Origin of the sequence: Corynebacterium propinquum DSM 44285 (genome assembly GCF_000375525.1) — a bacterium.
In the GTDB taxonomy this organism is placed as follows: Bacteria; Actinomycetota; Actinomycetes; order Mycobacteriales; family Mycobacteriaceae; genus Corynebacterium; species Corynebacterium propinquum.
In genome coordinates this window covers 1-13,287 of record NZ_AQXC01000018.1, presented here as the reverse complement: position 1 = coordinate 13,287, position 13,287 = coordinate 1, and the positions used below count along the sequence as shown (strand labels likewise).

The following is a 13,287-nucleotide window of genomic DNA, read 5'->3' as shown; positions in this document are numbered from 1 at the left end:
AACAAGGACACCTCTTTGCCTACCTCACCCAAGCTAAAGAAGGCCAACGTTTAGAACGCACAACCAACAGCCTGGAAGGCGGGGTGAACTCGCAGATCAAGCAATTAATGCACGCCCACCGCGGACTGCGCGACGAGCACCAACGCATCGCCTGCGACTGGTGGCTGTACCTACACACGCAGCTGCCTGACGACCCTGTAGAGATCGCCAGGCAGCAAAACTGGGGCCAGAACGCACTCACCAAAGCACAAACCTTAGCCAGCCAGGAAACACAAGCTACCAGCGGCCATGAGGACGGCCGACCAGCAACCTACGACAGCGCCATTGACACTGCCTACAACCACTCTATCGGAATACGCAAAGGCCACCTACGCTAAAACCCCAACTCCACCAACGCAATCTGTCGTTTAACTCGACACGCCGTAAAACAACACATTTTGTCGTTTAGGCCGGGCCGTTCACGTTTTCCGCCAGAGCATTGTCATTTCAGTCGCCAACTGTCCCGGTGGAAGCAGTGATCCCGTGCTGGGCAAGACGCTGGTTGTAGACAACGCTAACGCACTGTGAGCCGTGATCAGGATGGTGCACCAAACCTGTTGTTTCCTCAGCACACACTATCGCTTGGTTGAGAGCTTGCAAGGGCAAAACCTGAAGTGCGCATTGAATCCGATAGCGCCCACCCAACTATCCGCCTTGAGTAAACGTCGGTGACAAACGCGGCATACACAAAGCCTTTCTTCGTGCGCACATAGGTAATATCACCTCACCCACAGCCTGTTTAAGGCCCTGGACTGTGAACTCGCGCCCCACTAAGTCCTGGCGCAGATCCGCCACGTTGAGGTGTGCGCGTTGTGATTGGTGATCGGCCTTTGTTTTTGCCGCAAACACCAGCCAGGCGCATCAGCCGGGCAGTGTGTTCACGACCGATATCGATTCCTTCACGGCGAAGAGCATGCCACATCTTCCGCACACCGTAGACACCGTAATTATCTCTATGAACGGTACTGATACGTTCAATCAGCACGCCGTCGGGCAGGTGGCGGGAACTCAAGCCCACGAGCTTTGGACTGGCGATAACCACGAGAGGTGATAAAACCGCCAACCCGGTTATTTTTCAACGTCGTACAGATGAACTCAGGCAGTGAAACGATCCCGGTATTTATCGATGAATCGGATCATCACTGAGGTTTTGGGTCTGGTCGTGAGGCGAAAAAAGCTGAGGCGGCCTTCAGTAGCTCATTAGTGTCGCGGAGTGCTTGGTTTTCACGGCGAAGCCTCGCGTTTTCCGCAGCCAAGTCTTCAGGCACTGGTTCTGGGGTGTTTCCTGCACGACGGGCAGGCTTGTCTCCATTGACGAGCTGTGTGCCACGAGACCCCGAGCTTTGGGGCTACTGCCTGGCACGCGTTCTGCATCGACATGTTTTCTGCCACGATGCGATCTTCTACTAGTCGGACAACTCGGTCCTTGGCATCCTGGTCAAATTTTTTGGGCATGGTCCAAGATTTTTCCATCTACTCAGACGGAACAAAACCTGGGACACTTCAGTTTGAGTGATTACTTTCATCAAAATGGGCAGTCAGATCGAGATGATTCGGTTCAGTGGCCATCACGAGGCATTTCCGGTTGAGGGTAGGTAGGGGTAGATTCCGAAAAAAGGGAGCCGCGCAGTTCAACGTAATATACATACCAAAACCAGGATTTCCGTCCAACATTTTACCGCTGGTGCAGATGCTTCAAAGCGCTTTCTGCTGCGTGCTTCCCGCACATCCCGTGTACACCCGCACCTGGTGGAGTCGAAGAAGAACAAATATATACTCCCGAAACCCCTGTGTAATACGGATCAGGAGATAATATAGGTCGTGCAATAAGCTGCCGTGCTCCAGACGCGCCGCCGATGATATCACCGCCTACGTAATTAGCGTTATAGCGCTGCATCTCTTCGGTGCTGAACGATACTGAATCCACAATGGTATCTCGGAAATTGGGCGCAAATCGTTCAATTTGACGGACTATCAGCTCCGTGGCGTCGGCATCGAACCCATTCGGTACGTGAGCATAAGCCCACACGGGATTGAGGTTTCCATCCGATCTGCTCGGGTCTGCAAGGTACTGCTGTCCCAGCAATACGAACGGATTCTGAGGCATTTTTCCTGCTACAATGCTCTTTTCTGCCTCCGCTATCTCTGCAAAAGTACCTCCCAGATGTACGGTCCCCGCCTGCCGAAGCGCTTTGCTGCTCCACGGAATATCGCCTTCAATCAAAAAATCCACCTTGAACGCCCCAGGCCCGTGAGAAAATTGTGAATATGCCTTTTGCATGCGTTTCGGCAATCGAGCACCGAGTATTCTCAACGCATCTTGCGGTGTGGTGTCCAGCATTACCACATCGAAATCATTAATTTGCTGGAGCGAGTCAATGCGGGTTCCACATATGACCGTTACACGCAACTGTGCCAATTCTGCAAGAAACGCTTTCACGATAGACTGGCTTCCTCCTACCGCGACAGGCCAGCCTGTATTATGTGCGGCGGCTATCAACAGTGTTCCCACCGAAGAGCTTAGTGGAGTATCCAATCTGGAAAAAGCATGCGCAGCTATACCGGCAAACAAGGCACGTGTGCTTTCCTCCCTCCATCGCAACGCTGACAGCGAGGCAGGAAGAACTGCATTAAAGCCAAACAGTCCAGTCCACATTGCGCTACGCGGAACGCGTAACACCGGACCTAACGTATCGGAAGCAATGGAGTTAAAGTTTTTTGCTAGTGGGCCAAAAGTTGCACGCCACAACAGTTCATCTTTGCCCATTCTTTTTGTAGTCTGACTGAGGTTACGGTATAGAAGGCCAGCGCTGCCGTCATCCAGAGGATGGGCCAAATCAAGTTTAGGAAACGCAAAGTCTAGTCCGTGGCGCTCCAATTTCAATTCACGGAAGAAAGGGCTAGCGATAGCTAGCGGGTGAACAGCGGAGCACATGTCGTGAATAACTCCTGCACGGAGTCCCTCGTGGCTACGCATCCCACCGCCTACTGTTTTATCCGCTTCAAATACGGTGACTTCCATTCCATGCTGAGCCAATACAACAGCGGCAGCTAGCCCGTTCGGGCCGCTACCTACTACAGCAGCTTTCAATTGTCCTCTTTTCAAGAAAACTAATGCCGCGATGGCATTTCTGCTAGGCAAATAATGAGAAACTGGTTCCAACATTACCTAACCTTTTGACTGATCGCTTTTCCAGTTTAAATATTTTTCAATAGGTGTGCCCATACAAAAAGAGGGTGAGCGATGTGATGTTCATTATTTGTGGGCAACCCCAAGTAATCGTGCCTAGGGATCGTGCTGGTACGTTTGCGCCCCAGATGGTGCCTAAAGGCAGGCGCCGGCTAACAGAACTCGACATTGAAGCAGCGAAAGCCACCGGATGGAAACAATCCATTAGCTAACTAGCTGTGGCTCACCTCGACCGATTTGCGGACTACCTGTAAACCAAACCCCCGCATACTCTCGTGTCAGCTTCGTATCTGACCTGGCGGAACGCTGAGCACGTTAGCTTAACTGGAATGGCATTAGGTATTCTTTATTTCAGAACTTTCTTACGGAATATGTTAGTTCCCAGATAATTTAGAATTGAAATTTCCACAAAGAAGATCACAAATGAGGAGATTGTTCGGATCCATAGCCCGTCGCCAAAAGCATCTAGGGTCGGAGCCAGCGTCATTGATAGCGGCGGTATCCAGGACGCGAACGGAACCCATCCTTCGTTTAATGAACCCCATCCGATTATTGGCGCAAAAGGCAGGAACATTGACGCCATGAAAAGGAAAACAATCGGTATCTGAGCGACGGAATAGTCCTCTACGTTGGATACGAGTGCCCCAGCAAGCGCGTAGAGAGCTGTGAATAATAAGTATGCTAACAGCATAAAGGCGAGCATGACGAAACAAAACCAGAGGGGTAGTTTAGACAGTGTGGAAATATCAAAGACCAGCGTAAAAACAAGGACTGTTGCCCACAGGATAACGAGCTGAGTAAACCCAATGAGGGAATGACCGAGCATTTTTCCGATGTAAAGTTCTTCTGGTCTAGCTAGGGAGAGTAGAATCTCAACTACTTTCTTGTCTTTTTCTTCACTAATAGATCCTCCGACTAAAGTGCTGTTCATAAGGATGCCCATTCCCATTACTACGGTAAGGAAAGTCCCTAGAATGAGCACTAATGTCTCAAGATCGGTGACTGTATCATGCTCAATTTTTGCACCCACGAAGCCAATAAGCGTTACTGCCCCGATAAGGACGACCGAAAGAACCCCCCACACTGCTTTGCTTGATACACCAAGTTTCGCTTCCTTCTTTGCGATTTCCCAAATAGTATCCTTATCTAACTTCATTTTTTCACCGATTCTGTCTGTTCTTCGTCTATATATAGTTCAGAAAGTGCTTCAGCAAATGTGTTGCGTTTGTACGAAACTTCCACTATTTCCTCTGCTCTTAAACCAGAAAGTACGATTTCTTCTACAGAGATCCTTTCGACTGAAAGCTCCAGCTCCGCTTTCCCAGCACTCACCGTAGAACTGATAATATTGGGACAGTTTTCAAAAGAAATTTCCTTTTTTGCAGATGCTTCGTCTCGTTGAAAACGCAAAATGGCAATACTCTTCTGGTTATTCTTTTTCAACTCTTCCAAGTCACCATTGAAAGCCAGTTGCCCTTCCTTCATAATCCCAATTCGTGTAGCCACCTGCTCAACGACGTCCAGCTGGTGAGAGCTGAAGAGGATTCCTGCATCTTGGGATGCGTATTTACGGAGAAGATTACTGAAAAATTGGACTGCGATCGGGTCAAGCCCAGAAAAGGGTTCGTCCAGAATGAGTAGTTGAGGTTTGCCAATTAATGCTGCAGCGATTTGGACGCGTTGCTTATTTCCAAGCGATAGCTCTTTGACTTTCTTATGTTTATATTGTAAGACATTTAATTCGTCCAACAGCTCGACCAATCGCCTATCAATTGCGATCTGGGACATCTTGCTGAGTCTTGCAAAATACCGAAGCTGGTCTTCAACTCGTTCATTTGGGTATAAACCGCGTTCTTCTGGCATATACCCCACGCCGCGTACTGCACCAGGCTTCACTGGCTTATCAAAAACGGTGACGGCACCGTCATCAAAGGGGATGAGCCCCATAGCAATCCTCATAGCAGTAGTCTTGCCGCCACCGTTTGGTGCCAAAAGGCCAAAGATCTCGCCTGCATCTAACCGGAAAGTGAGTTCCTTTAAAACCTCGTTCTTCTCGAACCTTTTGCGTACACTTTTAAACTCAAGCATTTATAATTCCTAAAACAAATCAGCTTAGAGGGGCCGAGATCGTAATTCTGCGCCAGCAGCAAGGTCGTTTAGCTCAATGACTTGGTGTGGAATCTTGTCGAGAATGTTGTCGTGAGTCGCAACCACGACCAAGCTCTGCTGCGCACACTGCTCAATAACTGTAACTAAAGTTGGAATCGTCTCTTTGTCCACACCTGCAGAAATTTCGTCTAAGAGTAAAATCTGAGGTTTACGAATGAGGGCATCCGTTATAGCAAGCAGGGAGCGCTGCCCTCCGGAAAGTTCGACTCCATCGTCGCCGAGCTTCAGATTTAAGTCTTGATAGTGTTTGATGAAACCAGTGCGCTTCATAGCTTGGATGCGGTCATTGTCACCGATATCAAGTCCTGCGCCGATATTGTCGCGTAGAGTTCCGTGAAAGGGCTCACGTTGTTGATCAACGAGCAGAACATTTTCGCGCCAAGACTTTCGAGACAGGGTTGAGGAGTCTACTCCGTTGACAAAGATTTTCCCTTGTGCCGGCAGAACCCCATTGGCAAGTGCCAAGAAAGTGGACTTTCCTGCTCCGTTGGATCCGTGCATCAAATAGAGGCCTGGACCTTCGATGTGCATGTTAATAGAGTTCAAGACCTGCAGTTCAGTGCCTGGGTAAGAGTACGTCAGATTACTAGACACTAAAGAAGGTTTCGGTGACGAAGGAACCAGAGCGCTTCCCTGCTTTTCTTGAGGCTGGTTCCAGATTTCTATCAAACGAGCTGCAGCTACGTTAGCTTGGGCGGCTCCGCTGATTAACGTGCCCAATTCCACTGCTGGGGATAATGAATAAAGCATGAACATTACAAAAGACACGCCCTCGCCGGTGGATAGTCGGCCACTCGTCATCGCCCACATAGCTCCACCAATGGATAGCACCAAGGCAATCTGTGTGCCCAGGTTCAGACTTGGCATGACAAGGCTGCTCGAAATATCGGTGCGAATGCCGGATTTTCGCAGGGTCTCTGACTTATCGCTTATGTGACGCAACGCCTCAGGTTCAGCGTTGCGTGATTTGTATACCTTTAAAGAACCCAACAGGTTCCATACTGCAACGCCGTAGTTCGCAGCGTCTGTACGGGACAAGTGTGTAGATTTCCTAATCCAACTTGAAAGCTGCAGGACTACTAGGGTCGTTAAGAGAACAAGTCCGACCACAATGCCAAAAAGCATGAGCGAAACAAATGCCATACCAACGATGCAAGCCAACAACAGTGTTGTGGCTCTAAGTACAGCGGGGGCCGCGTTGACGAATGTGTAGGGGGCAGTCGCAGAATCCGTGAGCACACGGTTCTGAATTTCACCGGTCGGTAGGATATCCTCAATCCCTTGCTGCGAGTTAACCGTAAGGTTCATTGAATGGTCTCGCAGTTTTTTCCCGCATCGTCCTCCGATATGCGCCTGCAGCAAAGATATTAGAACCTGGAGAACAAGTTCACAGAGAAAGACGCAAGTTAGCAATAAAATGGATGCGCGCGCTGCCTCCCATTCGTTACCTGACAGAATCTGTAGGATTTGTCCTGTTAAGACTGGCTGTGTGGCTGTTATGATGCCGGCGGTGAACGCAAGAACTAGCAGGGTTGAGTATGAGCCGTATTGGCCCCTCATTGCAATATTCCATACTGTCTTCACTATTACCCTCTAAAAGTACAAATTATTTGACTATTTTTCTGGATTGGTGAAGAACGGATATAGCCAATAAATTACGGCAGCAGAAGCTAAAGAAACGATGATAGTAATAGCAATACCTTGCTTCGAGTCAATTCCATTAAACATAATCCCAGCAATCGACAATACAACCATAAAGGCTATCAAAGCTGTGAAATAACGCGTCATAATAGTCCTTTCAGAGAGTTAAAAATAGATTTTATGAATTAAGGCTACATATTTTTTGCTGTGCATCGGAGATATGCGCCTTTGAGATTAACCTGGACAGATGAAAACCCTGCTGCATGAAGGGCTTCGACTGCTTCTTGTCGAGTTACAGGAAACACGCATTCTTTCATTACACCAGTTTTCCCGTCAGATTGGCGCTTAATTTGCGTTGTTACTGACACTATTCCATGTGGATATTGGAGGGAAGACATACTAATCGTGTGTGGTTCTTCGCCCAGCTTTAAACTCATAGGGCTGGGCTGCACAGGGGCGTGATATATCTCGGAGGCGAATAGCTCCACCGCAATAATTCCTCCACGGGTCATCATTCTGCGGACTGTCTTTAGCGACTCGGTGAGCTCGCTCAAGCTTGATATGTACTGCAATGATCCGTAGGTTACGAAAGCCAAATCTATATTCATGGTGGCTTCTGCTGTAAAAGCTTCTTCAACAGTGCCTGAGAAAAAGTTGGCATCGATATAACCGAATGACTGGGAGAATTTTTCGTCCGGTTCGATGGCAAACAGTTTCGCATTCGGGAATCTACCAGCAACTTGGGTAAGTACCCGCCCAGTACCGGCACCGATATCTAGAATGCGCTGCGGCAGTTGCTCGCCCACTGCCGCAGTGATCCACTCAGCATGGTCAACGTTGGGATCGACTGTCTTCATGACTTCGTCGTAGTACTCATTGAAATAGTCATCACAATAGAAAGCTGGTGAAATATTCGGGGCTTGTTCTGTATTAATTGCTTGATAATTCAAAATGAGGTCATAGATTGGTTTTGCTGCGCCATCGTGTCCTGCGAACCGTACCAACATCAACTGTTGCCAGTACCAGTTCTTTTCTGTGTTCGAGATTGAGCGAGTGTAATTATGGCGAATGTAGTTGTTCAACATCTCGGCAGTATCGCTGATTGACCTTCGCAATACGGCGTCATTCTCCTCGCCTTTTCCTAAGCTAGCTAATCCGACTACAAGAGTCTGGTGCGTATCAAAGATTCCTTTTTCGAAGCGACGACGAGGGAACCAAAACGCTTGTGACATTTTACGTGGCGAAATGGTGTGGCATTCTTCCCACGGGCTGTATTCGGACAAGTCCTCTGAAACAAGGCGATAAAGAACGTGCACGTCCTCCACCGCTGGATTAGGCGCAAAAAACTTCCAGTTGGGGATGATTGTATTTCCAAAACGATCATCTAACCGACGAATTCGATCTAAATTCGATTCTGGGTGCTGACTAAGCAGTGTTGCTACCAACCATCCGCCAAAAATTGAAGCAACTGATCCATCTATGATTTTGCGAATATTACTCACTATTTTTCGTCTCCGAAGTCAGTATTTTTAGCGCCTACGGTGAGCCAATGTGCAATTTTGTTTTGCGCTTTTTCTTTCGTCAGCATTGACTGGTGACCCGCCCCCATAAGAATACGAATGGAATCGCTGTATTCCCTGTAGAGAGATTCTTGAGCGGGCTCATTGCGAACGGTTTCCCCTGCAGCAATGACTTGGGTGTCAATTGAGCTCGGGAGAGCAGAAATATCATGACCATCAAGCATGTATGGATAAATAAGCTTCCATTCTTCCTGTGCGGTTTTCCACACTGAAGAGCTAGCTAAATCGGCAAGGATTCGGTCGTGAAACTGATATCCGTCCGAGTACGTGGTCACTCCTTCTCCATAGAGCAGAGCAGCCCCAAACTTGATGAATGGGGTGACGGTATTTACGGATAACTCAACCGATTTACTTCCGATCCGCTGAGCTGTCGATATCTGCAACTCTTTCGGATGCATCGGATCTAAGTAGCTTACTGCTGAAACCAGAGTAGGGTTTTTCCGTGCAAACTCATGTAGAAGATATCCTCCTAAAGAGTGCCCGGCGAGATGAAAGTTGGTTCCTGAGTTATCTGCAGCGAGTTCAGTCAGAGTATTGTAAAGGTCAATGATGAACTCGTTGATATGAAACGGTTCTTCGGACAACCGAACTGATCCTCCGTAGCCTGCACGATTGAACATGACAACCTGATGGCCTAATGCTGACAGCTTTGTGCCGAGTCCGGCCACGGTCGAAATGCTAGATGATAGACCGGGCACTAAAACAAAGCTTTGGGCCGAGGGGGTTTTCGCAGGTGCGATTGCTACTTGAAGACAGTTACCAGTTGAGCTTCGAAAGTGCCGTGTCTCGAAGCCAGGGTAGTCTGCACGATGTTTCCTTTCTTTAATCCCAGCCCAAATACTTCCTCCGAGCACAAGTGATGTGCCCATCAGGATGCTCGCATTGAGAACCGGTGAACCACTGGTTGGGCGTAACTGCGGAGTCATTTTTTAGTGGCCTCACCTAGTCTGAAGATACTTGAACGAAAAGTTAGGATCGCGGGATACGTCGATATAAACGGTAAAACGAAACGTCCTAGCCCCATTGCTCGGGCATTGGCTAAATGGAAGGTGCCGAACAGCGCAAGTGTTGCTTTTAGCACGGTTTCGTTGAGCATTGCGAGTGGCATCAAGGACTCGATAATAACGGTACCTCGTGTCGTCATCCGACCAATGCGCGGGTGCTTTTGTAAGAATCTGTAAAATTTCCTGTCACCGTAGGTCTCGGTGGCCATGACACCTTCAAGTGCGTTACCACGAGCCCACCGTTTACCTGGAGATTTAACTACGCCTGAGATGAAGTAACTAATAGTAACTTGTAAGGCAAGGAAGTCGGCCGCCGCCTTACGGCTTTTTGAGTTGCCGCCCAATCTCCCTAGAGCAGACGCTGCGTTTCCTAGGAAACTAAGTTGATCAGCACCGTCTGTACCGAAAAATTGGCGGGGCTGGAGAGTAAGGTAACAAGCACTTTGTACTAGATTGCAATACGCACGAATTCCGTTATTTGAAAGAGGTGAAAGGAGAACTGCATTGTGAGTTATTTTCAACAAGTGAAGTGCCACATAGACAACCTCAGCCTGCGTTTCGTCGAGCTTATTCCAAAACTTAGCGGTGCCACCTGGGAACTGTGATCTCAAGTATGTCCAGTCGTTTAGACCACCATACTGGCGATTCTTTCGGTTCACGAGATATTCCGCCGAGGCGATAAGCTCGGTAATTGCACAAGCGCGCTCAACAGTTGCGAGCGGATCTTGCGACAATCGTTTTTCCAACCCCACTACCTTTCTCCTCTCAACTCCAAGCTCTCTGAAACCGAGAACTACTCTTTAGTAGCCGTTGCAATGGCGGCGCCAACGCCAGCTGCAGCCACTAGCGCACCGCAAGCCTTAGCACCAGCAACGACACCTGCGCCGAAGGCGGCTGGGGTTGCCATCACAGGGCTGTGTACCTGCTCAAGGGTTATTTGGTCGTTATTGACAAGAGTGGACAAACGAGACATAGAATTACTCTCCGAGATGTTGAATATTGTACTGACTTGATGTGATGAGTACGCTGATAGTTAGAATTACTTGATAACTGAGCGGTATGCGGCGTAAGCAGCGCCAGCGACTGCTCCACCGCCAATAACTGCGCCAGCCGCCTTTGCAGCGGTAACTGCAATGGCAGGGGTTGCGGTCACTGGTGGAAGAGCGGTTTCAGCGATACCGTCTAGTCGTCCCCGGAATGCCGGAGTATCATTTACAAGTTGGGAAAGTGCGGACATGTTTACTCCTTGGAAAGTTGTTTGGAACAAAATGGAATGTCCAATGGAAAAGTAAGCTGGGGCTCTCACCGCTACTTAAATTAAATCCACTGAAGGGTTACACGATTAGGCGCTGACCTAACAATGTTAATTATACCAGAAGGAAAATATTTCCTATTACAAAGGCATGTGCTTAAGCCTACGAGAATCCCATGTTTGGATTCTAGGGGTCGTTGCAACGATGACGGTTACTTCGGTGTGATAGTACCGGTTTGTCTCAAGACATTGGTCATGACTTCGGCTGGGGTGCGCCAGTTAAGTATTTTACGTGGTTCATGGTTGTGAATATTCGCGATCATCTCTAAGTCCTCGGCGCTATAGATGGACAAATCACTGTTTTTGGGAAGATTTCTCCTAAGCCTGCTGTTGGTGTTTTCGTCGCTGCCACGTTCCCACGGCGATCCTGGATGGCAAAAATAGATGGGAATATCAGTGGCCATGGTAAAAGTTTTATGGCCAGCCATTTTACTTCCTTGGTTCCAGGTAATTGATGACCAGATAGCTTTATCGATTCCAGCAACAGCCCTGTGCAGGGCTGTGAATACTTCTTTGTTGGTATGTCTTCCTGGTAGGTGGGTGGCCAAGTACAACAAACCGGCTGACGCGTTCTACTAACGTGATTACCGCTGATTGGTTATTTTACCAAGAATGAGATCGCCTTCCCAGTGGCCTGGCAAAAAATGTTCAAAACCTCATCTGGCCGGTCGTCAATGAGGACCATCTCGTCAACGAAGCGTTGCTGGGCCGGTGTGGTAGCGCGTGTTTGGCGTTCTTTGCGTTTACTTCTACCAGTAGGTCCAGGCCAAGGTCTTTGAGCCTTCCTTCGGCCTGCGGATAAAAGGCGTCAGAAATCGTTTCGTGGCTAATACGCATGTCCTTATCACGGGGGTAATCGATAGTCAGGCGATGGGAAATCTCCTCCGGTGACCATTGTGCCCGCAATTGTGCGCATACATAATCCCACAACCTACTTGCACAGGCCTTTAACTGAGCTGTTTCTGCACGATACGGGTTTTCGGCACTGTGGTTTCTGCGTACTTCACGCTGAATTGACGAGGCACTTCGCTCTAAACAGCGCCCGATCTCACGCAGCGGCACGTGCTCATGACGAAGGTCGGCGATAATAACGCGTTCTTCAAGGCAAATATAGCGATGACATCATGGCGTTGACGCAGCGCTTTCATGAGTCTTTTATACGTGGTGGCGTCTGCGCCGACGGGTATGAATTCTTCACGCGGCTCAGTGGATTTGATGAGTCCTTTTTCGAAATTTAAACACGATCGACGATTAATCCTTACTGCAACACCAGCATCACCAATAGACAAACTCGCCAACCGAAGGCGTAAGTATTCCACCCTCAACTGTGTCTGGCGGAGATTCCGGGCATACCTTGATAGCCGGATATGGCACCCTGCTTCTATAGCAACGGCATAGGCAGAAGTGGGATGCATCCCACACCTTGTGGCAGCCTGGTGCACCGGAAGTCCGCCTTGAACTAGTTCTACAAGCTGTAAAGCCTGGTTACCGCTACGGTCAACTCGTTTGGCTTTATGCACGACTGGCAATCCATAGGCATGGCAAAAATTCAAAGCATGCATGTAATGACAGCCAAGCTGACCAGCGGCCGAACAAACGCTACGCCCACTGCCAACCATGGCGACTAAGCCACGACGATCCGACTCAGTCAATGAGTGATACGGGCCAACAATTCCAGGCACAACAACACCTTCCTAAGGGAAAGTGTTGCAACGACCCTCTGAACTCAAGTTCTGGGTGGGGAGGGGTGAAGTGTACTGGGTTTTGTTCCTAGGCATTTACCTTATTTTCCATTATTTCCCGGGACTCATCTTGTTCCCAAAACCCGACTTCAACCTCGACCGGGGTTCGGTACCCCAAGCTTTGGTGAAGCCTCGTCTCGTTCCACCATGACACCCACTCGAACGTCGCGATCTCCACCTCGACCACGTCATTCCACCTGCGAGTATGGATCAGCTCGTTCTTGTAAGATCCGTTCACGTTTTCCGCTAGAGCATTGTCATTTCAGTCGCCAACCGTTCCAGTGGAAGATTGAATCCCGAATTCAGTGAGCTTCTCGTTGTAGACAACGCTGACGTACTGCTTGGATTCAATCGGTGGTTGCAACACTGTTGTTTTGAATTGATTGTAGTTGTTCATTGAAGACTTCGACTGGGGTTCGAAATCCAAGGACTTTTCTTGGTCTGTTGTTGAGCGTGTAGGCGATGGCGGCGAGGTCTTGGGCTGTCCATCGAGACAGGTCGGTACCCTTGGGAAAGTACTGGCGTAGGAGTCCGTTGCTGTTCTCATTCGTGGGACGTTGCCATGGCGAGTGTGGGTCCGCGAAGAACACTTTCGTGCCCGTGGCTAGAG

The 13,287-nt window shown here is 49.0% G+C and carries 15 protein-coding genes and 3 pseudogenes; 1 reads left to right on the top strand and 17 read right to left on the bottom strand.

Annotation, left to right across the window (positions count from 1 at the left end):
* Window positions 1–377 (top strand): annotated as a pseudogene (locus B142_RS13780) (IS1249 family transposase); the annotation flags it as partial.
* Between the two features lie 227 nt (window positions 378–604).
* On the opposite strand, the gene B142_RS14320 reads toward B142_RS13780, so the two are convergent.
* The 17 genes and pseudogenes from B142_RS14320 to B142_RS13395 form a co-directional block, all read right to left on the bottom strand.
* Complete coding sequence (locus tag B142_RS14320; RefSeq protein WP_414017422.1) at window positions 605–727, bottom strand: hypothetical protein; 123 nt, start codon at window positions 725–727, stop codon at window positions 605–607.
* A gap of 51 nt (window positions 728–778) precedes the next feature.
* Complete coding sequence (locus B142_RS14315) at window positions 779–961, bottom strand: IS3 family transposase (RefSeq protein WP_375544318.1); 183 nt, start codon at window positions 959–961, stop codon at window positions 779–781.
* A gap of 338 nt (window positions 962–1,299) precedes the next feature.
* Window positions 1,300–1,565 (bottom strand): annotated as a pseudogene (locus B142_RS14135) (hypothetical protein).
* A gap of 149 nt (window positions 1,566–1,714) precedes the next feature.
* Window positions 1,715–3,130 (bottom strand): phytoene desaturase family protein, encoded by a 1,416-nt coding sequence (locus tag B142_RS0111260; RefSeq protein ID WP_026168103.1) that lies wholly within the window; start codon window positions 3,128–3,130, stop codon window positions 1,715–1,717.
* A 445-nt stretch (window positions 3,131–3,575) separates the two neighbouring features.
* Entirely contained in the window at window positions 3,576–4,385 is an 810-nt protein-coding gene (locus B142_RS0111255; RefSeq protein WP_018121652.1) for an ABC transporter permease, read from the bottom strand.
* On the bottom strand, window positions 4,382–5,317 hold the full coding sequence (locus B142_RS0111250) for an ABC transporter ATP-binding protein (RefSeq protein ID WP_018121651.1): 936 nt from the start codon (window positions 5,315–5,317) through the stop codon (window positions 4,382–4,384). The genes B142_RS0111255 and B142_RS0111250 overlap by 4 nt, the downstream gene beginning before the upstream one ends.
* A gap of 24 nt (window positions 5,318–5,341) precedes the next feature.
* The gene (locus B142_RS0111245) at window positions 5,342–6,958 is read right to left on the bottom strand and encodes an ABC transporter ATP-binding protein (protein ID WP_018121650.1); all 1,617 of its coding nucleotides are present in this window, start codon (window positions 6,956–6,958) and stop codon (window positions 5,342–5,344) included.
* Window positions 6,959–7,012: 54 nt separating this feature from the next.
* Window positions 7,013–7,186, bottom strand: coding sequence for a hypothetical protein (locus B142_RS13815; RefSeq protein WP_018121649.1), 174 nt, complete (start codon window positions 7,184–7,186; stop codon window positions 7,013–7,015).
* Window positions 7,187–7,230: 44 nt separating this feature from the next.
* Window positions 7,231–8,541 (bottom strand): class I SAM-dependent methyltransferase, encoded by a 1,311-nt coding sequence (locus B142_RS0111235; protein WP_026168101.1) that lies wholly within the window; start codon window positions 8,539–8,541, stop codon window positions 7,231–7,233.
* Window positions 8,541–9,545: an alpha/beta hydrolase gene (locus B142_RS0111230; protein ID WP_026168100.1), complete on the bottom strand. Its 1,005-nt coding sequence runs from the start codon at window positions 9,543–9,545 to the stop codon at window positions 8,541–8,543. Before B142_RS0111230 ends, B142_RS0111235 begins: the two co-directional genes overlap by 1 nt.
* Window positions 9,542–10,375 (bottom strand): hypothetical protein, encoded by an 834-nt coding sequence (locus tag B142_RS0111225; RefSeq protein WP_018121646.1) that lies wholly within the window; start codon window positions 10,373–10,375, stop codon window positions 9,542–9,544. Before B142_RS0111225 ends, B142_RS0111230 begins: the two co-directional genes overlap by 4 nt.
* 41 nt (window positions 10,376–10,416) lie before the next feature.
* Window positions 10,417–10,596, bottom strand: a complete 180-nt coding sequence (locus B142_RS0111220; protein ID WP_026168099.1) for a hypothetical protein — start codon at window positions 10,594–10,596, stop codon at window positions 10,417–10,419.
* A 66-nt stretch (window positions 10,597–10,662) separates the two neighbouring features.
* Window positions 10,663–10,860 carry a hypothetical protein gene (locus B142_RS14130; protein ID WP_018121644.1) on the bottom strand — a complete coding sequence of 66 codons (198 nt, stop codon included), beginning with the start codon at window positions 10,858–10,860 and terminating at the stop codon, window positions 10,663–10,665.
* Window positions 10,861–11,087: 227 nt separating this feature from the next.
* Window positions 11,088–11,483: an IS30 family transposase gene (locus B142_RS14125; RefSeq protein WP_236588409.1), complete on the bottom strand. Its 396-nt coding sequence runs from the start codon at window positions 11,481–11,483 to the stop codon at window positions 11,088–11,090.
* A 100-nt stretch (window positions 11,484–11,583) separates the two neighbouring features.
* Window positions 11,584–11,997: a helix-turn-helix domain-containing protein gene (locus B142_RS14120; RefSeq protein ID WP_236588408.1), complete on the bottom strand. Its 414-nt coding sequence runs from the start codon at window positions 11,995–11,997 to the stop codon at window positions 11,584–11,586.
* A gap of 708 nt (window positions 11,998–12,705) precedes the next feature.
* Window positions 12,706–12,924: pseudogene (locus B142_RS14310) on the bottom strand (integrase core domain-containing protein); the annotation flags it as partial.
* A gap of 100 nt (window positions 12,925–13,024) precedes the next feature.
* The coding region (locus tag B142_RS13395) for an IS30 family transposase (RefSeq protein ID WP_155861009.1) at window positions 13,025–13,287 on the bottom strand (263 nt) is incomplete at its 5' end.